Consider the following 22,678-nt stretch of genomic DNA (forward strand, 5'->3'; position numbering starts at 1 on the left):
CCCGTACGCATGCCCGTACGAAACGGAGTACTCCCATGTCCGACTCCCCCGAGACGTCCGCCGGCTCCGCCGATCTGCTCGATTCGGCTGGTTCATTGGTACTGCACACCACTGACAGTCACGTCTCGTGGCTCACCCTCAACCGCCCCGACTCCCTCAACGCCATCACCCCCGACCTGCGCGAACACCTCATCCGGGCGCTTCTCGACGCCTCGGCCGACCCGGATGTGCGCGCCGTGGTCCTCACGGGCCGCGGACGCGGTTTCTGCGCCGGCGCCGACCTGCGCGGCGGGCCGGCGGGCGGGGAGCGGATCCCCGGCGACGTGGCCCGGACCATCCGCCGCGGCGCCCAGCGTCTGGTCGCCGCGGTCCTCGACTGCGAGAAACCGGTGATCGCCGCGGTGAACGGCACCGCCGCCGGTCTCGGTGCGCACCTCGCCCTGGCCTGCGACCTCGTACTCGCTGCCGACTCGGCCGCGTTCATCGAGGTGTTCGTGCGGCGGGGGCTGGTGCCCGACGGCGGGGGCGCGTATCTGCTGCCCCGGCTGGTCGGGCCGCAGCGCGCCAAGGAGCTGATGTTCTTCGGCGACGCGCTGACCGCCGCGGACGCCGAACGCCTGGGCCTGGTCAACCGGGTGGTGCCGGCGGACGCCCTGGAGAAGACCGCGCACGAATGGGCCGGGCGCCTGGCCGCGGGCCCCACCCGGGCGCTCGCACTGACCAAGCAGCTGGTCAACGCATCCCTCGGCGCGGACCGCGCCACCGCGTTCGCCGCCGAGGCCGCCGCCCAGGAGATCAACATGACGACGGCGGACGCGCGGGAGGGTGTGGCGAGCTTCGTCGAACGGCGCACCCCCCGTTACCGGGGCCGTTGAGCGGCCCGTGGAGCGGGCCTGGGTCTTCACTTCTGACGCCGCGTCAGTTTCAATGGGCGATGTGATGGGACACGCGGGGATGGCGGCCACCGCCGTCCGTTACCTCAGGTCGGTCGGAGCGCCCACGGCAGCGGGGCCGGTCGAAGCGCTGCCACGCCCCCACCTGCGGGCCGTGGGGGACGACGAGCGGGCACCGGTCGACTCGGGCGAGTTCCGCCGCGTCCTGGGAGGCTTCGCGACCGGCGTCACCGTGATCACCGCGCCCGCCGCGGACGGGGAGGCGAGCCCGGCCGGCTTCGCCTGCCAGTCGTTCTCGTCCCTCTCACTCGACCCTCCGCTGGTCGTGTTCATGGTCGGCCGTACGTCGACGACGTGGCCGCGGATCGCCCGCGCGGGCGTGTTCTGCGTGAACGTGCTGGCCGCCGGCCAGGCCGAGTTGTGCCGCGGCTTCGCGGTGAGCGGCGGGGAGAAGTTCGCCGGCGTCGACCACGAACCGGCACCCTTCTCCGGCTCGCCCCGGCTCGCGGGCGCCGCGGCCTGGATCGACTGCGCGATCCACGCCGTGCACACCGGCGGCGACCATCTGATCGTGGTGGGCCGGGTCGCGGCCCTGGGGACCGGCGACGACGAGGCCGCGCCCCTGCTGTTCCACAAGGGCCGCTTCCTCCAGCACTACCGGTAGCGCTACTGGACCGGGCGGCTCCTGCTGCCGGCCGGCTCCGGCCTCCGCTCCTCCGAAGCCGCCCCCGGCCGCCTCCAGCCCTCTGCGGCCGCCGTGGCACGGGACCGGCCGGGCGACGGCGCGGGTCGGCTCAGGCCGGGATCGGGACGCGCGTCGCCGGGCGGCGCCGGATCACCAGGGCCATCAGGGCCGCCGCCGCGCAGAGTGCGCCCGACGCGTACCAGACCACGTCGTACGAACCGAACGTGTCGCGCGCGACGCCGCCGAGGAAGGCGACCAGGGCCGCGCCGATCTGGTGCGAGGCCAGGACCCAGCCGAAGACGATGGCGCTGTCCTCGCCGTACTGCTCCCGGCACAGCGCCAGGGTCGGCGGGACCGTGGCGACCCAGTCCAGGCCGTAGAAGACGATGAAGAAAATCATCGGCGGGTGCACGGCCGGGGCCAGCAGCATGGGCAGGAAGAGGAGCGAGACGCCGCGCAGGGCGTAGTACACCGCGAGCAGGCGGCGCGGTTCGAAGCGGTCCGTGAACCAGCCCGAGGCGATCGTGCCCAGCACGTCGAAGACGCCGATGACGGCGAGCAGCGAGGCCGCCGCCGTGACCGGCATGCCGTGGTCGTGGGCGGCCGGCACGAAGTGGGTCTGGATCAGGCCGTTGGTGGAGGCTCCGCAGATCGCGAACGTGCCCGCCAGCAGCCAGAACGGGCCCGTGCGCACCGCCGAGAGGAGCACGGTCACCGCACGCCGCCCGGCTCCGGGCGCGGGCTGCGGCCTGGGCACGAACTCCTCGGCGCCGTACGGCTTCAGGCCCACGTCCGCCGGGTGGTCCCGCAGCAGCAGCCAGACGAAGGGGATCACCGCGAGCGCCGCGAGGGAGACGGTCACCGCGGCCGGACGCCAGCCGCGGTCCTCCACCATCCAGGACAGCACGGGAAGGAAGATCAGCTGTCCCGAGGCGGAGGCGGCGGTGAGGATGCCGCTCACCAGACCGCGCCGCACGGCGAACCAGCGGTTCGTGACGGTCGCCGCGAAGGCCAGCGCCATCGAGCCGGTGCCCAGCCCGACCAGCAGGCCCCAGCAGAGCAGGAGCTGCCAGGCCGCCGTCATCCACACGGTGGCGCCCGAGCCGAGCGCGATGACGGCCAGCGCCGCGGCGACGACCCGGCGGATGCCGAAGCGGTCCATCAGGGCGGCCGCGAAGGGCGCGGTCAGACCGTACAGCGCGAGGTTGACCGACACGGCCGCGCCGATCGTGCCGCGCGACCAGTGGAACTCCTGGTGCAGCGGGTCGATCAGCAGGCCCGGCAGCGAGCGGAAGGCCGCCGCGCCGACGATGGTCACGAAGGTGACGGCGGCGACGGACCACGCACGGTGCAGGGAGGCCGGGCGGCGTCGCCGCGGACGGTCGGGCCCGGTGGGTCGGGGCGTCCCGGAGGTCGATGCGGTGGCGGTTGGCTGGGTCACGCCTAGAGCTTCCGGTCTGCGGTCTCGCGGATCGAGTGGCCCGAAGGACAGCATTCGTTAGGATCGGGCCATGACCGCCGCCGGGGAGTTCGCCGAGGAGTTCCAGGAGTTCCAGGAGTTCCGTCGCCACCGCGTCGTCGTCCTCGCCCTCGACGGGCTGCTGCCGTTCGAGCTGGGCATACCGCAGCGGATCTTCCGGCGCGCCAGGGACGCGCGGGGCAGGCATCTGTACGACGTCATCACCTGCTCGGTCCGGCCGCCGGGCCCGGTCGAGACCGACGCCGACTTCGCCATCCTCGTCGAGAACGGCCCCGAGGCCCTGGCCACCGCCGACACGGTCGTCGTCCCCGCCTCGTACGAGCTGGGCCCGGTGTACGAGGAGGGCGTGCTCACCCGCGAGCTGGCCGCCGCCCTCGCCCGCATCCGGCCCGGCACCCGGCTCGTCGCGATCTGCACCGGCGGCTACGTGCTGGCCGCCGCCGGGTACCTCGACGGCCGTCCGGCGACCACCCACTGGTCCTCCGCCGAGCACTTCCAGCGGCTCTTCCCGAAGATCAGGGTCGACGCGGACGTGCTGTTCGTCGACGACGGCGACGTGCTGACCTCCGCCGGTGTCGCGGCCGGCATCGACCTGTGCCTGCACATCGTGCGCCGCGACCACGGCACGGCCGTCGCCAACGAGGTGGCCCGCCGCACGGTCGTCCCGCCGCACCGCGACGGCGGCCAGGCACAGTACATCCAGCGGCCGCTGCCCGAACCGCAGCGGGCGACCACGGCCGCCGCCCGGGCCTGGGCGCTCTCCCGCCTGCACGAGCCGATCCAGCTGCGCGACCTGGCGGAGCAGGAGTCGATGTCCGTGCGCACCTTCACCCGCCGCTTCCGCGAGGAGGTCGGCGTCAGCCCCGGCCAGTGGCTCAGCGGGCAGCGCGTCGAACGGGCCCGCCAACTGCTGGAGTCCACCGACCTGTCGATGGAGCAGGTGGCGCGGGACGCCGGCTTCGGTACGGCCCAGTCGATGCGGCAGCATCTGCTGGCGGCGGTCGGGGTCACGCCCACCGCCTACCGGCGGACGTTCCGCACGGGCGCGGCGGACCCGGCGGCCGGCCCGGGCTGAGACCGGGCGCCGGCTCCGGAGCCGGCGCCGCGCACCGCCCTGCCCCGACGCCTACGCATACGCATACGCATACGCATACGCCCGGCTGCGCCCCTGCCCGTGACCGGCTCAGAACGTCAGCACGGCCCGTGCCACCCTCCCCGCGTGCGCGTCCGCCGCCGCCTTCTCGTAGTCCTCGACCGGGTATGTCGCGCTCACCAGCTCGTCCAGGAGCAGGCGGCCCTCGCGGTACAACCCGGCGTAGAGCGCTATGTCCCGCTGGGGGCGGGAGGAGCCGTAGCGGCAGCCCAGGATGGACTTGTCCAGGTACATCGACGAGACCAGGAACGTCGCCTCGGCCGTCGCCGGCGGCACTCCCAGCAGGACGGCCTGGCCGTGGCGGTCCAGGGAGTCGATCGCGGCACGGATCAGCTCGACGCGGCCCACGCACTCGAAGGCGTGGTCGGCGCCCGTGGGCAGCAGGTCCCTCACCCCGTCCGTCGTGGTGAGGAAGTCCGTCGCGCCGAAGCGGCGCGCGACCGCCTCCTTCGCCGGGTTCGCGTCCACCGCGACGATCCGCGACGCGCCCGCGATCCGTGCGCCCTGGAGGACGTTGAGGCCGATCCCGCCCGTGCCGATCACGAGGACGGTGTCGCCCTGCTCCACCCGGGCGCGGTTGAGCACGGCGCCCACCCCGGTCAGGACGCCGCATCCGATCAGCGCCGCGGACGTGAGCGGGACGTCCTCGGGGATGCGGACCGCCTGGACCGCCTTGACCACGGTCCGTTCCGCGAAGGCGGAGTTGGACGCGAACTGGTACACCGGCCGCCCGCCCCATGTGAACGGGCGGCCGGGGCGGCCGATGGCCTGCCGGCACATCGTCGGCCTGCCCCGGTCGCACTCCGCGCACGCCCCGCAGTTGGCCAGGGTCGACAGGGCCACGTGGTCGCCGGGCGCGACATGGGTGACGCCCGCTCCCACCGCCTCGACCACACCCGCGCCCTCGTGGCCGAGGACCACGGGCACCGGGAAGGGTATGGTCCCGTCCACCACCGACAGATCGCTGTGGCACAGTCCCGCCGCCGAGATCGCCACCTGCACCTCGCCGGGGCCCGGGTCCCGCACCTGAAGGTCGTCCACGACCCGCGTCCCCGAACCGTCGTACATCACTCCTCGTATGGCGCCCCGTGTCGCGCCTCGTGTCGCGCCTGGCATCCCGACTCCCTCAGCCCTTGGGTCCCCTGGGTTCCTTCGGCAGGCCGAGCACCCGCTCGGCGATGATCGTGCGCTGGATCTCGTCCGACCCGCCGTAGATGGTGTCCGCCCGGCCGAAGAGGAACAGGTGCTGGAACGGGTCCAGTTCGTACGGCGCCGCCGGCGACCAGTCGGCCGGACCCGCCGCGCCCGACGCGCCCCGTACCTGCATCGCCAGCTCGCCCAGCCGCTGGTGCCAGCCGCCCCACAGCAGCTTGGCCACGCTGGGGGCGCCCGGGCCTGCGGTGCCGCCCAGCGTGCGCAGGGCGTTCCAGCGCATCGCCCGCAGCTCGGCCCACTGCCGCACCAGGCGGTCGCGCACGACCGGGTCGTCGGCGGCGCCGGTCGCCACCGCCACCCGTACCACCTCGCCCAGTTCGCGGGCGAAGCCGATCTGCTGGGCCAGGGTGGAGACACCCCGCTCGAAGCCGAGCAGGCTCATCGCGACGCGCCAGCCCTCTCCCTCTGCGGCGACGACGTGCTCGGCGCGGGCCGTCGCGCCGTCGAAGAACACCTCGTTGAACTCGCTGGTCCCGGTGAGCTGGCGGATCGGGCGCACCTCGATCCGGCCGGGCTGGTCCATCGGCACGAGCAGGAAGGTCAGGCCGTGGTGGCGGTGCGAGGACGGGTCGGTGCGGGCGAGCACGAAGCACCAGTCCGCCTCGTGGGCGAGGGAGGTCCAGATCTTCTGGCCGGTGATGCGGTATCCGTGCGGGGCGTCCCGTACGGCCGTGGTGCGCACTCCCGCCAGGTCGGAGCCGGCGCCGGGTTCGCTGTAGCCCTGGCACCACAGTTCCTCGCCGCGGGCTATCGGGGGCAGGAAGCGGGACTTCTGCTCCGGGGTGCCGTGGGCGATCAGGGTGGGGGCGAGGAGGTTCTCGCCGATGTGGCCGGAACGGGGCGGTGCCTGGGAGCGGGCGTACTCCTCCGCCCAGGCGACCTGCTGGGTGAGCGTGGCCCGGCGGTTGCCGTAGCCGTCCTCGGGCCAGCCGAGGCCGATCCAGCCGGCTGCGCCGAGTTCACGTTCCCATTCCCGGCGGTCCGTCGTGCCGCCGAGGTGGTCCCGCAGCCAGGCGCGCGCCTCGCCGCGGAACGAGTCGTCCTCCGGGCCGAACCCGAAATCCATGGTTTCCGCCTTGTGTTGGGTGGGTCGACGGTGGTGCGGTCTCTAGGCGTTGGGGCGTTCCCCCTCCCGCGCCGCCCGTTCCATCGCCGTCAGCCGGTCCAGCATCGGCATCGGGTCCGTGCCCACCGTTCCGGGCAGGAAGTCCGCGATCCGCTCGGGGGTCCAGGAGCCCTCCGCGTAGGCCGCCCGCAGTTCCCTCGGCTGCGCCCAGACCGCCAGCTTGGGGCCGGCGATGGTGTACACCTGGCCCGTGATGCGTTCCTCGCGCGCCCGGTCGGACAGCAGGTAGACCACGAGTGCGGCCACGTCCTCGGGTTCGCCGATCTCCTTGAGTTCCATGGGGACGTTCGCCGACATCCGCGTGCGGGCCACCGGCGCCACCGCGTTCGCCGTCACGCCGTACTTGTGCAGGCCGAGCGCCGCGCTGCGGACGAGGGAGATGATGCCGCCCTTGGCGGCGCTGTAGTTGGCCTGCGCGACCGAGCCCTGGTGGTTGCCGCTGGTGAAGCCGATCAGTGTGCCCGAGCGCTGTGCCCGCATCACCGCCGACGCCGCGCGGAACACCGTGAACGTGCCCTTGAGGTGGGTGGCGACCACGGGGTCCCACTCCTCCTCCGTCATGTTGAAGAGCATCCTTTCGCGCAGGATGCCGGCCACGCACACCACGCCGTCCAGCCGGCCGTAGGCGGCGAGCGCCTCGTCCACCACGCGCTGCCCGCCCGCCATGGTCGAGATGTCCTCCGCCACCGCGAGGGCCTCGCCGCCCGCCGCGACGATCTCCTTGACCACGGCCTCGGCGACCTCGCTGGTGGGGGAGCCGCCCTCGACGGACACCCCGTAGTCGTTGACGACGACCCGCGCGCCCTCGGCCGCCGCGGCCAGCGCCACGGCCCGTCCGATGCCGCGGCCCGCGCCCGTCACGGCGACGACCTTGCCTGCCAAGAAGTTCCCCACGTCCGGCCCCTTCCCGCGGTTTCTGACGGACCGTTAGATTTTATGTCCGGCCGGACGCCTTCAGACAAGCCCCGGGGAGGACCGATGTCACTGCCTGCCGAGTTCCACGAGATCGCCAAGCGCGTGAACAACTGGGGGCGCTGGGGGGAGGACGACGAGATCGGCACCCTCAACCTCATCACCGACGAGGTGGTCAGGCAGGCCGCGGCCTGTGTGCGCAGCGGGCGGCGCGTTCCGCTGGCCCTCCCGCTCCAGCAGGACGGCGTGCAGACCGGCGTCATCCCCGGGCGGGTCAACCCGCTGCACGTCATGGTGCAGATCAACCAGGAGATCTTCGGCCCCGGCACCGTGGCGTGCAGCGACGACGCCGTGACCATGGGACTGCAGGCGGCCACCCACTGGGACGCGCTCACCCATGTCTCGCACTCCGGGAAGCTCTACAACGGACGCCCGGCCGACACCGTCACCGCCCACGGCGGCGCCGCGTTCGGCGGCATCGACAAGCCGCGGCACATCGTCTCCCGCGGGGTCCTTCTGGACGTTCCCCGTGCGCTCGGCACGGAGCGGCTCGACGTGTCGCACGCGGTCACCCCGGAGGACCTCGACGCCGCCGAGGAACTCGCCGGGACGCGGGTGCGGTCCGGCGACATCGTGCTCGTGCGGACGGGACAGATGCGGAGCTGTCTGGCGGGCGACAGACAGGCGTACGGCTTTCCCTCACCGGGGCTGTCGGTGCGCACCCCGGAGTGGTTCCACGCGCGCGATGTGGCCGCCGTGGCCAACGACACGCTCACGTTCGAGATCTTCCCGCCCGAGATCGAGGATCTGTGGCTGCCCGTTCATGCGCTCGACCTCGTGGAGATGGGCATGCTGCAGGGCCAGAACTGGAATCTCGAGGAGTTGTCCACAGCCTGTGGAGAAGAGGGGCGCTACACCTTCCTGCTGTCGGCGATGCCCGAGCCGTTCGTCGGCGCGACCGGCACTCCCGTGGCACCGGTCGCCATCCTCTAGCTCCAGGGCCCGGCCGCACCGCGCCCTACGCGAACTCCGGTACCGGGGCGCCCGTCCCGCGGGAGGCCACCCTGCCGGCCGCCTCCGCTCCGCAGCGGTCCACCTCGCACCAGATGCGCTTGCCCACGCCCTCGGCGTCCCAGCCCCAGCGGTCCGCCAGGCCGTCCACGAGTTCCAGGCCACGGCCGCCCGTCTCGTCACCCGTTGCGTGCCGGGGCACCGGCGGGCAGTCGCTGGCATCGGCCACCTCCAGGCGGACGGTGCCGGACCCGGCACCCGGGGTGTCCTCGCACACGCCCGTCAGCAGCAGTCGCAGCACGGCGGGGCAGCCGGTGTGCACCACGGCGTTGGTGACCAGCTCGGAGACGAGCAGGATCAGCGTCTCGGACAGCGGCTCGTCCGCGCCTATCCCCGACCCGGCGAGCCGCGAACGGGCCCACCTCCGGGCCCGCCCCACCTCCGCGGGGTCGGGCCGGATCTCCAGCTGCACTTGAAGCACCTGCACCGCTCACACCATCCGAACCGGCGGACACATCGCCTCGCGCCTCGCAAGGGCCACGATCGTGGTCATTGTCTGCATGGCAGGAACCAGGATCACGGACCGTGATTCCCTTGCATGACAGCATGGTTGACGTACAGTCACCCCAACAAGCGCTTCGGGCATATTCCAGCGCGAAGGAGTACGCGTGCGGCATACTGTGCGACGCTTGCCCCGGGGAGTCGAACAGGCAGGTGCGACGGCCCGCACCGCCCCGCGAGCGGCGCGCATCGCCGAATCCGGCGCCACCACAGGGGCCGCACCGACATGGCTCAGGCTCGGAACCACTCGCATCTCACACAAGGTACCGGAGCCCTTCGCCGACTCCAGTCCGTGACAAGTCACACGTAGGACACAACCCGGTATCAACGCTCCGTGACCCCGGATTGCCACAATCCGCGACATTCGCCGGACCGCACCCGAAGAACGCCTGACCAGAGGGCCTTCAGGCGGGCTCCGACAGCAGGTCCGCCGCAAGCAGTTCGTCACTGTCCGTGTCCATACCCGTACGGTTGGTCCGCACCCACGCACGCTTCAGGAACAGGTGCACATCCGACTCCCAGGTGAAGCCCATGCCGCCGTGCACCTGGAGGCAGTCGCGCGCACCGCGGACGGCCGCCTCGTCCGCGAGCAGGCGGGCCGCGGCGATGTCGAGGGGGTCGGCGGTGACGGCGGCCGCGTACACCGCCGCGCGAGCCGTCTCGACCCGCACCAGGCTCTGCGCGCACAGGTGCTTGACCGCCTGGAACGCGCCGATCGGCCGGCCGAACTGTTCCCGCGTGCGCGCGTACTCCACGGACAGTTCGCAGGTCCGGGCGGCGCCGCCGAGCTGTTCGGCGGCGGTGAGGAGCACGGCGAGGGGGTCCGGCCCGCCGCCCGGCGGGGGGTCGCGGTCGGGGTCGGGGGGCAGCAGGTGCAGGGGCGTCAACGGGTCCACCGACGCGACCGGTACGGCCCCGGACGCGTCGCCCCGGACGACGTCCGCCTGTGCCAGCCACTCCACGGTCCCCCCGTACGGCGCCGCCACGACCGTCTCCCCGGTCGCCGCGCCCTCCACCTCGCCCGCCGCCAGATGCGTGGCCACCAACGGACCGGGCAGCAGCGCCCGTCCCGCCTCCTCGAACGCCAGCACCGCCTCGGGCAGGCCGAGTCCGACCCCGCCGTCCGCCTCCGGCAGCCGCAGCGCGAAGAAGCCGGCCTCGCCCAGCTCGCGCCAGAGCGTGCGGTCGAGCACGCCGGGCGACCCGGCGGCGGCGCGCAGCGCGTCCCGGCCGAAGCGGCCCGTGAGCAGTGCGCGCACACCGGCCCGCAAGGCCCGCTGGTCGCCGGTCAGTTGGAAGTGCACGGCTGATCACCCCTTCGGCAGTCCCAGGATGCGTTCGGCCACGATGTTCTGCTGGATCTGCGAGGTGCCGGCCGCGATGGTGTACGACAGGGACGACAGCCGGTCGAGCACCCAGGGGCGGTCGAGGTCCAGGGCCTGCGGTCCCAGTACCTCGGCGGCGGCGTCGTACAGCTCCTGACGGGCGTGCGAGTACCTCAGTTTGAAGACCGAACCCCCCACGCCCGGCACTCCGCCGGTCCTCTCCGCCTCGCTCACGTTCCACTGGGTGAGCCGCCACAGGGCGCGGAACTCCGCGTTCAGCCGGCCCAGCCGCCGCCGGAGCGAGGTGTCGTCCCAGCGGCCGTTCCCGCGCGCCTCGCGCGCGATGTCGCCGAGGACGCGGCGGCAGGCCACCACCTCCCCCACGAACGCCGTGCCGCGTTCGAAGGACAGCGTCACCATCGTCACGCGCCAGCCGTCGTTCTCGGCGCCGACCCGGTTGGCCACCGGCACCCGCACCTCGTCGAGGAACACCTCGGCGAACTCGGCGGACCCGGCCAGCGTGCGCAGCGGCCGTACGGTGACGCCCGGCGCGTCCATGGGCAGGGCGAGCCAGGTGATGCCCCGGTGCCTGGGCGCGTCCGGGTCGGTGCGCACCAGCAGTTCGCACCAGTCGGCGACCTCGGCGTGGGAGGTCCAGATCTTGGAGCCGCTCACCACGTAGGCGTCGCCGTCCCGCCGGGCGCGGGTGCGCAGCGACGCGAGGTCGGAGCCCGCGTCCGGTTCGCTGAACCCCTGGCACCAGACCTCCTCGCCGCGCAGCACGGGCGGCAGCCAGCGCGCCCGCTGTTCGGGCGTGCCCTCGGCGGCGATGGTCGGTCCGGCGTGCAGCAGGCCGACGAAGTTGGCCCCCACGTAGGGCGCGCCCGCCTTCTCGGTCTCCTCCAGGAAGATCAGGTGCTGGGTGGGGGTGGCCCCCCGCCCGCCCGCGTCCACGGGCCAGTGCAGGCCCGCGTACCCGGCGTCGTACAGCATCCGCTGCCAGCCCAGGTCGTAGGCGCGCCGGGCCGGCCAGTTGCCGGGGGACGGCTTCGGGGGCAGCGTCGGGAGCACCTTGGCCAGCCACTCCCGCAGCCGGGCCCGGAACTCCTCCTCCTCGGGCGAGTGCGCGAGGTCCACTAGCGGTCCAGGCCGAGGCCGAGCATGCGGATCGCGTTGCCGCGCATGAGCTTGTGGACGGTCTCGTCGTCGAGGCCCTTCACATGGTCGAGGGCGATCTCCTTGGTGTGCGGGAAGGTCGAGTCGACGTGCGGGTAGTCGGTCTCGAAGGTGGCGTTGTCGCGGCCGACGACGTCGAGGGACGCCACGCCGTGCTTGTCGCGGAAGAAGCAGCAGAAGATCTGCCGGTAGTAGTACGTCGACGGCGGCTCCGGGATCAGATCGCGGACGCCGCCCCAGGCGCGGTGCTCCTGCCAGACGTCGTCGGCGCGCTCCAGGGCGTACGGGATCCAGCCCATCTGGCCTTCGGAGTAGGCGAGCTTGAGCCGCGGGAACTTCACCAGCACCCCGCTGAACAGGAAGTCCATCATCGACGCCATGGCGTTGTTGAAGGAGAGCGACGCCTGGACGGCGGGCGGGGCGTCCGGGGACGCGGCCGGCATCTGCGACGACGAGCCGATGTGCATGTTGACGACCGTGCCGGTCTCCTCGCAGACCGCGAAGAACGGGTCCCAGTACCCGGAGTGGATGGAGGGAAGCCCGAGGTGGGTGGGGATCTCGGAGAAGGTCACCGCCCTCACCCCGCGTGCGGCGTTGCGCCGGATCTCGGCGACCGCGAGGCCGACGTCCCACAGCGGGATCAGGCACAGCGGGATCAGCCGGCCGCCGCTGTCGCCGCACCACTCCTCGACCATCCAGTCGTTGTACGCGCGCACACAGGCCAGGGCGACCTCCTTGTCGTGCGCCTCGGCGAAGGTCTGGCCGCAGAAACGCGGGAAGGTCGGGAAGCAGAGGCTGGCCTCGACGTGGTTGAGGTCCATGTCCTTGAGCCGTTCGGCCGGGTCCCAGCAGCCGCGCCGCATCTCCTCGCGGGTGATGCCCTCCAGGGTCATCTCGTCGCGGTCGAAGCCGACGGCGGCGATGTTGCGCTTGTAGGGGAACTTGAGGTCCTCGTAGATCCACCAGTCGGTGGGCGGCCCGTCCGGGTCCATCGTGATCTGGTACTTGCCGCCGATGTAGGCGAGCTCGCCGATCCCGGCCGTGAGCGGCTTGGGGCCGCGCTCGCGGTACTTCTCCGGCAGCCAGGTCTCGAAGAGGTGGGCGGGCTCGATCACATGGTCGTCGACGCTGATGATCCGGGGCAGTTCCGTCATGAGTCCCCTCCGCCTGACATCTCGTATCCGACTCATATCTGATGGGTCGTCAGATTTATGTGTACGAGAAGGCTAGTCCCCCACCCCTGGACCGACAAGGCGGCGGGCCCTACGCTCTGCCACGATCTGACTGTCCGTCAGGAAGTGGGGGCCGTCGTGAACGAGACCGCGCACGCGTTGGGCACGTCCCGGACGCTCTGGGAGCTGGCGGCGCGCCGCGCCGCCCTCACCCCCGACCGGCCCGTCCTGCTCCAGGACGACCGCTGCCTGACCTTCGGCGAGCTGTGCGAGCGGGCCGAGCGGGTGGCCGCCGGACTGTACGACAGGGGCGTGCGCCCGGGCACGGTGGTCGCCTGGCAGCTGCCCACCCGCATCGAGACGGCCCTGCTGTCCTTCGCGCTGGCACGCCTGGGCGCCGTGCAGACGCCGATCATCCCCTTCTACCGCGACCGCGAGGTCGGTTTCGCGCTGCGGGAGTCGAAGGCGGAGTTCTTCGCGGTGCCGGGCACCTGGCGGGGCCACGACCACACGGCGATGGCACGGCGGCTGGGCGCGAAGGGGATCTTCGAGGCGTACGGCGCGGACGGCCTGCCCGACGGGGACCCGGCCGTCCTGCCGCCCCCGCCCGCCGACGGCACGTCGGTCCGCTGGATCTACTGGACCTCGGGAACGACCTCCGACCCCAAGGGCGTCCTGCACACGGACCGTTCACTGATAGCGGGCGGGTCCTGTCTGGCCCACGCGCTGCGCCTGTCGGCTCACGACGTGGGCTCGATCGCCTTCCCGTACGCGCACATCGGCGGGCCCGACTACACGGTGATGCTGCTGCTGTACGGCTTCCCCGCGGTGATGTTCGAGCACTTCGCGCTGCCCGACGCGCTGGAGGGCTACCGCAGGCACGGGGTCACGGTGGCCGGCGGATCCACCGCGTTCTACGCGATGTTCCTCGCCGAGCAGCGCAAACGGCCGGGGACCCCGGTCGTACCGACGCTGCGCCTGCTCGCGGGCGGCGGGGCGCCCAAGCCACCCGAGATGTACCACTCCGTCGTCCGCGAGATGGGCGTGCAGCTCACCCACGGGTACGGCATGACCGAGGTGCCGATGATCACCATGGGGTCGCCGGACGACTCGGCCGAGCACCTGGCGACGACGGAGGGGCGGCCGCCCGAGGGGATGGAGATACGGATCGTCGACGGGGAGGTGCGCCTGCGGGGCGAGGCCGTCTGCCAGGGGTACCTGGACCCGGACCAGACGGCGGAGGCGTTCGACGAGGAGGGGTTCTTCATCACGGGCGACCTCGGCCGGCTGACCGGCAGCGGTCACCTGGTGCTGACCGGGCGTCTCAAGGACGTCATCATCCGCAAGGGGGAGAACATCTCGGCGAAGGAGATCGAGGACCTGCTGCACGAACACCCGGCGGTCCAGGACGTCGCGGTGATCGGGCTGCCCGACGCGGAACGCGGCGAACGGGTCTGCGCGGTGATCGAGCAGCCCCCCGGGGCCGAGCCGTTGACCCTGTCCGCGGTCGGCTCGTATCTGCGCGGGGAAGGGCTGTCCGTGCACAAGCTGCCGGAGCAGCTGGAGGTGGTGGACGCCCTCCCCCGCAACGAGACCCTGCGGAAGGTGCTCAAGTACAAGCTGCGCGAACGCTATTCGGGCACGGTGAAGTAACGCGCGAACGCGGCCACGATCTCCGCCTCGCCGACCCTGCCGTCGCCGTCCGAGTCGAGCGCCGCGGCCACGGTCGCGGCGACGTCCTCCCGCACCCCGAGGGCCCTCAGGACGCGGACGGTCTCCTCGACGGTGACGGCACCGTCCCGGTCACCGTCCGCCACGGCGAGCGCCGCGTGCAGGAAGGGGCGTGCGATCTCCGCGAACCGGTCGGGGTTGTCGCGCAGCCGCTTGACGGCCCCGCCCACGAACTCCTGGCGGGTGATGCGCTGGTCGCCGTCCCGGTCCGCGATCCCGGCCATGCCCTGCCAGAACGCCTCACCCCCGGCGTACAGGGCCTGCCCCTGCTCGGACCGGGCCGCCGTGCCGAACTCGGCGAGGACCGCCTTGGCCGCCGCGCTGAAGTCCTCGCGGTCGATGTAGCCGTTGCCGTCCTGGTCGAAGGTGGCGAAGCGGGCGGCGATCCTGCGCTCGTACTCGGTGCTGACCATGTGTTCTCGGGCCGCCTTACATGACGTCGGGGTGCATCTCGCACGGAGCGTACGACGCCGGGGACTTCTCAGGAGACGGAAAACGACGCTTGTACCAAGACCGCGGGAATTCTGGGACAACAGTGTGGCCGTGCCGCGACGTGGCGTTCACCGAACCGTGCCCTCACACCGGCAGCGGGCTCGGCCGCTCGTCGGTGGCCGAGCCGAGGTCCGGGTGGACGTCGAAGAGGCGGCGCACACCGAGGGCGGCCAGTACCCGGTTGACGTGCGATCCCTCCGGCGCGCCGGGCCCGGGCAGGATCAGCCTGAGCCGGCCCCGGCAGGAACGGATCAGCCGCCGGGTGGCGATCAGCACGCCGACACCGCTGGAATCGCAGAAGACGACCTCGGACAGGTCCAGGACGAGCCGGTGGCGGCCGTCCGCCACGGCGTCGTGGACCCGCCGGCGCAGCGCGGGCGACGTCATCAGATCCAGTTCGCCCGCCACCCGGAGCACGGCCCACGGGCCGTGTTCCTCGTAGGTCACCTCGAACATCACCGCCACGCCTCCCGCTCACCCGCACCCCCCGCCACAACGGAAGCGCTTCTTACGCTTCCGTCAGCGCGGCTGCCCCAACGTCCTTCCATGAAACACCGAACCACCGATCGAAAGCGTGTGGTAGATGAGCCAATTCAATCCGTAACGGTCTCGTTCGTTCAGGTCTGATCGGCGGCCCGTCGGGTAGGCGCCCCGATCACAACCGTCCCACCGCCTCTACCACCTGCGGCCCGTCAAGAGGCGCACATTGCCACAAAGGGGCGTGCGCCGTGCGCCGTGCCGACTACATTTCGAGGAGGCGGAGGACACAGGCCGGGCCGGAACGGAACACGCAGGGCACCGAGGACGAGCAGGGTGAGGGGGCCGCATGGCGGGGAAAGACGCACCGCCCCAGTGGGACCGCGGGATGCAGCAGCGCCTCGCCCGCGGTGAGGCCGCCGCGCTCGGCGAGTGCTACGACCGGTTCGCCCCGCTCGTGCACGGCCTCGCCCACCGCGTGCTCGGGGACGAGGACGCGGCCGACGGCATCACGCGCGAGGTGTTCGCCCGCATCTGGGAGAACCCCGGCTCCTACGACCCGGAGCAGGGCCCCCTGCGCTCCTGGGTCGCCAGGCTGACCCAGGAACTCGCCGTACACCGGCTGCGCGCCACCGGGACCGCCGCGCTCGCCCGGAGCGGGGGCACCCCGGAGGACCTGGAGCGCACGGTGCGGCACGCCTCCGTCGCGGCCCGCGCCGACTACATCGTCGACTGGATGCCGGTCCCCCTGCGCGCCGCCCTGGAGCGCGCGTACTTCCAGCGCCGTGACTACCGCCGGACCGCCGCCGACCTCGGCATCACGGACGACGAGGCCCGCCGCCGCCTTCGCCTCGGCCTCCAGCTCCTGTCCACGGCCCACGACCAGGACCCCTCGGACCCCCCTCCCGAACCGGGGGCGGCGCGGTGACCGGGGCGGAACGCGCGCAGCGCCACGACGCGGGGGAGGGCGCCGGCCGGGACACGGACGGCGACGGCGCGGATGAGCGGCGGGCCTGCGGCGCGGGCCGCTCCGGCGGGGGACCGGGCGCCCTGCGCCGGGGTGGCGCGGGCCCGGGTGGCGCGGGCCCGGGTGGCGCGGGCGAGGACCGGGCGGGCCAGGGCAGAGTCGAGGGCGAGGGCGAGGGCGAGGGTGATGAGCGGGGCGACCCGCCAGGGGACGCGGTCGGCGGGTCCGTCAGGTCCGGCCCCGGTGGCGGGGGCGTGCGCGGCGGCTCCGGCCGGTCCGGGCACGGGGGCCGCGGCTCCGGCCCGTCCGGCCCCGGTGGCGGGGGCGGCGGGCCCGTGCGCCCCGGGGGCGGAGGTGGCGGTGACGCCGGGTGGACGCCTCGCATACCGCTGCCGCGCAGTTCCGTCGAGGACACCGCGCTGCCGTTGCCGCCCGTCTTCGGGCCCGTGCCGCTGATGCTGGAGCACAGGGTGCTGATGTCGCTGCTCGGGGCCTGGGCGCTGGCCGCCTGTTCGCCGGAGGAGGCGGAGGCCGTCGAGGCGCACCTCGGCGAGTGCGGCCGGTGCGCGGACGAGGCGCGGCGGCTGCGCGAGGCCGTGGGCCTGCTGCACCCGGCCGAGAGCCTCGACCTGGATCCGGGACTGCGCGCCCGCGTCCTGGAGAGTTGCCTCGGCCGGCGAGCCCCGCGCATCCCGGTGCCGCAGTGGGCGGCCCCGTACGACACGGAGACCGCGCGTCTGGACGCGCTGCTGCGGGACATGGGCGACGCCGAGTGGCACGCGCCGGTGCGGCTGCGGTGGTTCGACGGCCGGGAACCGGCGAGCCGGCGTACGACGGTCGCCGGTGTCATCGCCCATCTGCTCACCGTCGACGGGCTGGTGGCGGCGGCGCTGGGGCTCGACGACCCGCTCGACGGCGCGGCGGGCGAGGACGGCACGCCACGAGGGCGCACGGAGGCGTACTGGGGCGCCTCGCCCTTCCCGCCGACCCGCGCCGTACGGGGTCCGTGGCGCAGGCAGACCCACGCCCTGGTGCGGACGGCCTCCTCCGCCGAGGAACGCCCCGGAGCCGGGGAAGTCATGGTCTCCTACGGCGGGTTCGCACTGCCGTTGCGGGACGCGATGCTGGATCGGGCCTTCGAGTGCTGGGTGCACGCCGAAGACATCGCGGACGCCGTCGACTATCCCTACCCGTTGCCGGCCCCGCGCCATCTGCACGGGATGATCGGCCTGGCCGCCCGGATGCTGCCGGCGGTGCTGGCGGAACGGCGGCGGGCCGGGCTGGCCCCGCCCGGCCGCACCCGGCACCTCGTCCCCGCCGGCGAGCCCGGGCGCAGCCTGCGCCTGGAGATCGAGGGCGCGGGCGGCGGCGAGTGGCTGATCGCCCTCGACTCGCCCGGCGCGGTCGCCTCCGCCGAACGGGAGGTGGCGCACGTCGTGCTCGACGTGATGGAGTTCTGCCGCCTGGCCGCGGGCCATGTGCCGCCGCAGGAGGCGGCCGCGGGACAGGTGGGTGACCGGGAGGCGGTCGCGGACGTGCTGTTCGCGACGGCCTCGCTCAGCCGGATCTAGTGCCCCAACAGGCAGCGTCTGCCCCGTCGCGACGCCCGGCACGCTCCCCCACGCTCGGCTCCGCTCGCGCGGGCGGTGCCCCCACGACGCCGCTCCTCGACGGGCAAACGTTGCCTGCCGGGGCACTGGCAGCGCCGCGACGGCCCTACGCGAACACCACCGTCCGCCGCCCGTTCAGCAGGATCCGGCGCTCGGCGTGCCACTTCACCGCGCGCGCCAGCGCCTGGCACTCCACGTCGCGGCCGACGGCGACCAGTTGGTCGGGCGTGACGTCGTGGCCCACGCGCTCGACCTCCTGCTCGATGATCGGGCCCTCGTCGAGGTCGGCCGTGACGTAGTGCGCGGTGGCGCCGATGAGCTTCACGCCGCGCGCATGCGCCTGGTGGTAGGGCTTCGCGCCCTTGAAGCTCGGCAGGAACGAGTGGTGGATGTTGATGATCCGGCCGCTGAGCTGCTTGCACAGGTCGTCCGAGAGGACCTGCATATAGCGGGCCAGCACCACCAGTTCGACGTCCAGGTCGCGGACCAGCGCGAGCAGTTGCGCCTCCGCCTCCGTCTTGGTGTCCTTCGTCACCGGAATGTGGTGGAAGGGGATGGAGTACGAGCCGACCAGCTCGGCGAAGTCGGTGTGGTTGGAGACCACGGCCGCGATCTCGATCGGCAGCGCGCCGATGCGGGCGCGGAAGAGGAGGTCGTTCAGGCAGTGCCCGAACCTGCTGACCATCAGGATGACGCGCATCTTCTCGTCGGCCCGGTGTATCGCCCAGTCCATCCGGAAGGAGTCGCCGATCGCCGCGAAGCTCGCGCGCAGCTTGTCGACCGTCACCGGGGCCTCGGCCGAGAAGTGGACCCGCATGAAGAACAGTCCCGTGTCGTGGTCACCGAACTGCTGGCTGTCCTCGATGTTGCAGCCGGTCATGAAGAGATAGCTCGACACGGCGTGCACGATGCCCTGCTTGTCCGGGCAGGAGAGGGTGAGGACGTACTGGTCGGCGGTGGCCGGGGGTCGGGTGGACTGCTCGTTCATGCACGCCAGGGTCTCATGTCCGCGGGCGGCGCGGGGCGGTGTCCCGCCACCCGGACGGCGCGGGGCCTACGCGGAGCGCGTGAGGATCCGCAGCACCTCCAGCGTGCGCGGCGGCGCGTCCGGGTCCTCGCCGTCACTGATCGTGAGCCGCACATGCGCGTCGCGGGCAGCCCGCACCGCTTCCGGCCACGCGTGGTGATCGACGTAGGCCTGCACTGGCGCGTCCGGCCCCACCTGGTGCATGATCCGCAGCACGCGCAGCACGGCGGTGTCGACGAGCGCCGCCTCCTGCGAGTCGCGGAAGATCGTGCCCACGTACTTCTCCGCGGACCAGTTGTCCAGCCAGGTGTCCTCGACCAGGCGGTAGACGGCGTCGGTGACGTCGCCGTACCCGTCGACACCCGCCAGCCAGACGTCCCGCTGGAAGACCGGGTCGGAGAGCATGTGCAGCGCGGAGCGCACATTGCTGCGCCAGCGCCACCACGGCATGTCGTTGAGTGGCATGCCGCCCATGGTGGATGAGCGACGGCCGCGACGGGAAGAGTTCTCCGTACCTTGCACGGTCCCCGATCGTACGTTCCCGCCGGGAACGAGATCACCGGCCCCCGTAATTCACCTCCACGTCACCCGCCGTTGACCGGTGGTCACACGAGGGTTAGGAGTGTGGCGGAATCGTGCGTATGCATGACCGGCAGGCGACGCACCAGCACTCCCCCCACCAGCTCCGGGGCTCCGGGATCCGCCCGAAAAGCCGTGACTCCCCGCGTGCGGGCGGCCCTGTGGACCGCGGGCGCGCTGGTGGCGTGCGGGTCGATCGGCGCGGCGTACGGGGTCGTCCCCGGCACCACGGGGGGTTCCGGGGACGGCACCGTGACCGTCATGACGTGGGCGCCCGAGAAGACCTCGGCGACCAACAAGCCGGGCATGCCGGCGATGGCGCGGGCGTACGCGCGCTGGGTCAACGCACACGGCGGCCTGGGCGGCCGCCGGCTCGACGTGCTGACCTGCAACGACCACAACGACTACGTGGACGCCGCGAAATGCGCCCGGCTCGCCGTCAAGGAGAACGTCGCCGCCGTCGTCGGCTCCTACAGCCAGTACGCGTCCTCCTTCCTCTCCCCGCTGGAGTCGGCGGGCATCCCCTACATCGGGGGCTACGGGCTCACCGACGACGAGTTCAAGAGCGTGCTCTCCTACCCGGTCAACGGCGGCCAGCCCGCGCTGCTGGCCGGACTCGGCGAGCAGCTGGGCAGAAGCTGCGGTCCCGTGGCGCTGGTGCGGCCCGACACCATCGCCGGCGACCAGCTCCCGGTGCTGCTCGACTCCGGGCTGAGGGCGGGCGGCCATGACGCGGCCGTCGATGTGCGCGCCGCCGAGGACGCCACCTCCTTCGACGAGCAGGCACAGGAGGCGCTGCACCGGACGACCGGCGACCCGCGGACGAAGGGCTGCGTGCTGCCGGCGCTGGACGACCGCACCGGGACCTTCATGGACTCCTTCCGCCGTCTGAGCGGCGACTACCCGGCGGTGCGCACCGCGTCCGTGCTCGGCAGCGTCGACCAGTCCGTCATCGACGCGTCGGGCGGCAGCTCGGGGCCCTACGAGGGCGCGTACCTCACCGGCTGGTACCCGGCGGCGTCGGACCCGCGCTGGAACCAGATGAAGAAGGTGATCCGGGAGGAGGCGTTCGGCGACAACCGGATCGATCCGACGGACGCGGGCGTGCAGACCACGTGGATCGCGTACACGGTCCTGCAGAGGGTCGTCGCATCGCTCGGCGACGGTGAGGTGTCCGCCCGCACGATCCGCACGGCCCTCGACAACGGCCTCAAGGTCACCACCGGCGGCCTGACCCCGCCTCTCAGGTGGCGCTTCCAGGACCTGACGGCGGTCATCGACTACCCCCGCCTGATCAACTCGGACGTGACCTTCCAGATCGTGCGCGACGGGCAGCTGACGGCGGCCCGCAAGGGGTTCGTGAACGTGTCGAAGACCCTGGAGAAGTCCTCGGCCTGAGGCGGCCGGGGGATGCTCCGCCCGGTCTGCGAGCGGCGCACCCCCGTGCTCACAGCTGGGTCGGCTGGCGCTCGGTCAGGCCGTACTTCTGCGCGATGACGTTCCACAGCCGCGCGGCCTTCGCCTTCTGTGTGCTGGCCGTGCCGCTGGCCCGGTTGCCCAGCGCGGTCTGGCCGGTGTTACGGGCCTGCCCCTTGTGGCAGCCCTTCCTGCCCGCGGTCTGGTCGGCCCAGGCGGCGTAGTGGGTGTCGGCGGATGCGGACGCCTTCCACGCGCTGTTGAGGGCCTCGGTCAGCTCGGCGTGGCCGGGCAGCCGGTCGACGGCGAGCCCGGACAACCGGGTGACCAGGCCGCCTCGCTGCTTGGCCGCCTCACGCAGGTCGGTGGCCGCCTGGCCGAGGTTCCGGCACGCCTTGACGTCGGCGACGGCCCTGATCACCGTGCCGCGGCTGTTGCCGCTGTCGGCGAGGAGCTTGTCGAGCGCGACCGCCTGCGCCTTGGCGGGGTCGCCGCCCGCCTGCTGCGAGGCGTCCGCGGCCGGGCCCGTCGCCGAGACGTTCTTGCTGTCGTCGTTCTTGGCGTCGGCGCTGCCGCCGCCGAGCAGGGCGCCGGCTCCGATGCCGAGGACGGCTATGCCCACGCCGACGGCCGCGATGAGCGGCACGCGGGATCGGGTCCGGCCGCCACGGCCGTCGCCGCGGCCGTCGCCGCCGCGGCCGTCGTTTGCGCGCCGTCCGGCCGCGCGGCCCATGGGTGCGCCGGCGCCCGGCGCACCCTCAGCGTCGAAGCGCGGCAGGTGCTGGGTGGCCCCGGCGCCGCCCGCGTCGCTGCGGAAGAGGTTGTCGAACTCGGCCGGTGTCTGCCGGTCGCCGCCGGGCGCGCCCGGCCCCGCACCGTAGGGCGCCGGGCCCGGCACGGGCGGCAGGTACTGGGTGGCCTGCGCGTCCGGGTCCGCCGCGGCCGGCGGGCCCCCGGCCCCGGGCCGCCCGAGGAACCGCGTCGCGTCGTCCGCGGGCGTCTCCGGCGGCAGCGCCCCCGGGCCCACCGGGGGTATGTACTGGGTCGCGCCCTCGTCGGCCGCGGCGGGGACCGGCGGAATGTACTGCGTCGCCCCTTCGTCGGGCGCGGTGGCCACCGGGGGGATGTACTGCGTGGCGCCCTCGTCGACGGCGGGCGGCAGGGGCGCGGAGTGGGCGGCGTGCGGCAGGGGGTGTGCGCCCTGCCGCGGGTCCGGTGCGCCCTGGGGCGCAGACCGTCCGGCCGCACCGTACGCCGGCGGCTGCGCGCCCTCGGCCGGCAGCGGCCCGGCACCCCAGGAGGGCTGTGCGCCCGGAGCGCCCCAGTCCGGCACGGGCGCCTGGCCGGGCTGCTCGGGCGCGCGCCAGGGCTGTGCGGAGTCGGCCCCCCACTGCTGGGTGGGCGGCTCCTCGTTCTGCCCGGGGCCCCACGGCTGGCCCCATGCCTGGCCGCCCGCCGGGGCGGCCTGGCCGCCGGGAGCGCCCGCCGGGGCCGCACCGCGGCCGCCCGCCGCGCCCGCCGTGCCCGTCATCCCCGGCAGCAGGGGCTCTCCGCCGTCGGAGGGCAGCACGATGCCTTCGCGCGCGGGCCGCGCCGAGGGCTCCTCGCCCTGTCCGCTCTGCGTCACCGGGACTCCTACGTATGGGGGACCTTCGGAATCGTCGGCTCAC

21 protein-coding genes are annotated in these 22,678 nt (G+C 73.2%); 8 read left to right on the plus strand and 13 right to left on the minus strand.

The window, feature by feature from the left end:
- Positions 1–35 precede the first annotated feature (35 nt).
- Together ACZ79I_RS17680 and ACZ79I_RS17685 are read left to right on the plus strand one after the other, a co-directional pair.
- Positions 36–875: an enoyl-CoA hydratase/isomerase family protein gene (locus ACZ79I_RS17680; protein WP_471498471.1), complete on the plus strand. Its 840-nt coding sequence runs from the start codon at positions 36–38 to the stop codon at positions 873–875.
- Positions 876–939: 64 nt separating this feature from the next.
- On the plus strand, positions 940–1,557 hold the full coding sequence (locus tag ACZ79I_RS17685) for a flavin reductase family protein (protein ID WP_471498472.1): 618 nt from the start codon (positions 940–942) through the stop codon (positions 1,555–1,557).
- Between the two features lie 130 nt (positions 1,558–1,687).
- On the opposite strand, the gene ACZ79I_RS17690 is transcribed toward ACZ79I_RS17685, so the two are convergent.
- The gene (locus ACZ79I_RS17690) at positions 1,688–3,019 is read right to left on the minus strand and encodes an MFS transporter (RefSeq protein ID WP_471498473.1); all 1,332 of its coding nucleotides are present in this window, start codon (positions 3,017–3,019) and stop codon (positions 1,688–1,690) included.
- Positions 3,020–3,089: 70 nt separating this feature from the next.
- On the opposite strand from ACZ79I_RS17690, the gene ACZ79I_RS17695 reads away from it, so the two are divergent.
- The gene (locus ACZ79I_RS17695) at positions 3,090–4,133 is read left to right on the plus strand and encodes a GlxA family transcriptional regulator (RefSeq protein WP_471498474.1); all 1,044 of its coding nucleotides are present in this window, start codon (positions 3,090–3,092) and stop codon (positions 4,131–4,133) included.
- A 108-nt stretch (positions 4,134–4,241) separates the two neighbouring features.
- Here ACZ79I_RS17695 and ACZ79I_RS17700 read toward each other — a convergent pair whose 3' ends face one another.
- From ACZ79I_RS17700 to ACZ79I_RS17710, 3 genes are read right to left on the minus strand one after another with little or no spacing between them, the layout of a single operon-like run.
- On the minus strand, positions 4,242–5,291 hold the full coding sequence (locus ACZ79I_RS17700; protein ID WP_471505038.1) for a Zn-dependent alcohol dehydrogenase: 1,050 nt from the start codon (positions 5,289–5,291) through the stop codon (positions 4,242–4,244).
- Positions 5,292–5,337: 46 nt separating this feature from the next.
- Entirely contained in the window at positions 5,338–6,492 is a 1,155-nt protein-coding gene (locus ACZ79I_RS17705; RefSeq protein ID WP_471498475.1) for an acyl-CoA dehydrogenase family protein, read from the minus strand.
- Between the two features lie 42 nt (positions 6,493–6,534).
- Positions 6,535–7,446, minus strand: a complete 912-nt coding sequence (locus ACZ79I_RS17710; protein ID WP_471498476.1) for an SDR family NAD(P)-dependent oxidoreductase — start codon at positions 7,444–7,446, stop codon at positions 6,535–6,537.
- Positions 7,447–7,530: 84 nt separating this feature from the next.
- Here ACZ79I_RS17710 and ACZ79I_RS17715 point away from each other — a divergent pair, with 84 nt between their 5' ends.
- Positions 7,531–8,457 (plus strand): cyclase family protein, encoded by a 927-nt coding sequence (locus ACZ79I_RS17715; RefSeq protein WP_471498477.1) that lies wholly within the window; start codon positions 7,531–7,533, stop codon positions 8,455–8,457.
- 25 nt (positions 8,458–8,482) lie between these two features.
- Here ACZ79I_RS17715 and ACZ79I_RS17720 read toward each other — a convergent pair whose 3' ends face one another.
- From ACZ79I_RS17720 to ACZ79I_RS17735, 4 genes are all read right to left on the minus strand, one after another.
- Positions 8,483–8,962 (minus strand): ATP-binding protein, encoded by a 480-nt coding sequence (locus ACZ79I_RS17720; protein WP_471498478.1) that lies wholly within the window; start codon positions 8,960–8,962, stop codon positions 8,483–8,485.
- Positions 8,963–9,440: 478 nt separating this feature from the next.
- Positions 9,441–10,340 (minus strand): acyl-CoA dehydrogenase family protein, encoded by a 900-nt coding sequence (locus tag ACZ79I_RS17725; protein ID WP_471498479.1) that lies wholly within the window; start codon positions 10,338–10,340, stop codon positions 9,441–9,443.
- A 6-nt stretch (positions 10,341–10,346) separates the two neighbouring features.
- Entirely contained in the window at positions 10,347–11,498 is a 1,152-nt protein-coding gene (locus ACZ79I_RS17730; protein ID WP_471498480.1) for an acyl-CoA dehydrogenase, read from the minus strand.
- Entirely contained in the window at positions 11,498–12,691 is a 1,194-nt protein-coding gene (locus tag ACZ79I_RS17735; protein WP_471498481.1) for an amidohydrolase family protein, read from the minus strand. Before ACZ79I_RS17735 ends, ACZ79I_RS17730 begins: the two co-directional genes overlap by 1 nt.
- Before the next feature lie 156 nt (positions 12,692–12,847).
- On the opposite strand from ACZ79I_RS17735, the gene ACZ79I_RS17740 reads away from it, so the two are divergent.
- The gene (locus ACZ79I_RS17740) at positions 12,848–14,362 is read left to right on the plus strand and encodes a class I adenylate-forming enzyme family protein (protein ID WP_471498482.1); all 1,515 of its coding nucleotides are present in this window, start codon (positions 12,848–12,850) and stop codon (positions 14,360–14,362) included.
- On the opposite strand, the gene ACZ79I_RS17745 is transcribed toward ACZ79I_RS17740, so the two are convergent.
- The gene (locus tag ACZ79I_RS17745) at positions 14,341–14,853 is read right to left on the minus strand and encodes an EF-hand domain-containing protein (protein ID WP_471498483.1); all 513 of its coding nucleotides are present in this window, start codon (positions 14,851–14,853) and stop codon (positions 14,341–14,343) included. The two genes, ACZ79I_RS17740 and ACZ79I_RS17745, sit on opposite strands and share 22 nt — an antisense overlap.
- Positions 14,854–15,016: 163 nt before the next feature.
- Positions 15,017–15,397, minus strand: a complete 381-nt coding sequence (locus tag ACZ79I_RS17750; RefSeq protein ID WP_471498484.1) for an STAS domain-containing protein — start codon at positions 15,395–15,397, stop codon at positions 15,017–15,019.
- A gap of 361 nt (positions 15,398–15,758) precedes the next feature.
- On the opposite strand from ACZ79I_RS17750, the gene ACZ79I_RS17755 reads away from it, so the two are divergent.
- Both ACZ79I_RS17755 and ACZ79I_RS17760 read left to right on the plus strand, forming a co-directional pair.
- Complete coding sequence (locus ACZ79I_RS17755) at positions 15,759–16,337, plus strand: sigma factor (RefSeq protein WP_471498485.1); 579 nt, start codon at positions 15,759–15,761, stop codon at positions 16,335–16,337.
- A gap of 374 nt (positions 16,338–16,711) precedes the next feature.
- Positions 16,712–17,947, plus strand: a complete 1,236-nt coding sequence (locus tag ACZ79I_RS17760; protein ID WP_471505041.1) for a maleylpyruvate isomerase N-terminal domain-containing protein — start codon at positions 16,712–16,714, stop codon at positions 17,945–17,947.
- Between the two features lie 145 nt (positions 17,948–18,092).
- Here the strand turns inward: ACZ79I_RS17760 and purU are convergent, their stop codons facing one another.
- Together purU and ACZ79I_RS17770 are read right to left on the minus strand one after the other, a co-directional pair.
- Complete coding sequence (purU, locus tag ACZ79I_RS17765; RefSeq protein WP_471498486.1) at positions 18,093–18,974, minus strand: formyltetrahydrofolate deformylase; 882 nt, start codon at positions 18,972–18,974, stop codon at positions 18,093–18,095.
- 66 nt (positions 18,975–19,040) lie between these two features.
- The gene (locus tag ACZ79I_RS17770; RefSeq protein ID WP_471498487.1) at positions 19,041–19,487 is read right to left on the minus strand and encodes an SCO4402 family protein; all 447 of its coding nucleotides are present in this window, start codon (positions 19,485–19,487) and stop codon (positions 19,041–19,043) included.
- A 171-nt stretch (positions 19,488–19,658) separates the two neighbouring features.
- On the opposite strand from ACZ79I_RS17770, the gene ACZ79I_RS17775 reads away from it, so the two are divergent.
- Complete coding sequence (locus tag ACZ79I_RS17775; RefSeq protein ID WP_471498488.1) at positions 19,659–20,990, plus strand: ABC transporter substrate-binding protein; 1,332 nt, start codon at positions 19,659–19,661, stop codon at positions 20,988–20,990.
- Between the two features lie 49 nt (positions 20,991–21,039).
- Here the strand turns inward: ACZ79I_RS17775 and ACZ79I_RS17780 are convergent, their stop codons facing one another.
- Positions 21,040–22,635 carry a hypothetical protein gene (locus ACZ79I_RS17780; protein ID WP_471498489.1) on the minus strand — a complete coding sequence of 532 codons (1,596 nt, stop codon included), beginning with the start codon at positions 22,633–22,635 and terminating at the stop codon, positions 21,040–21,042.
- Between the last annotated feature and the right edge of the window lie 43 nt (positions 22,636–22,678).

The organism is Streptomyces sp. PSU-S4-23, assembly GCF_055632315.1.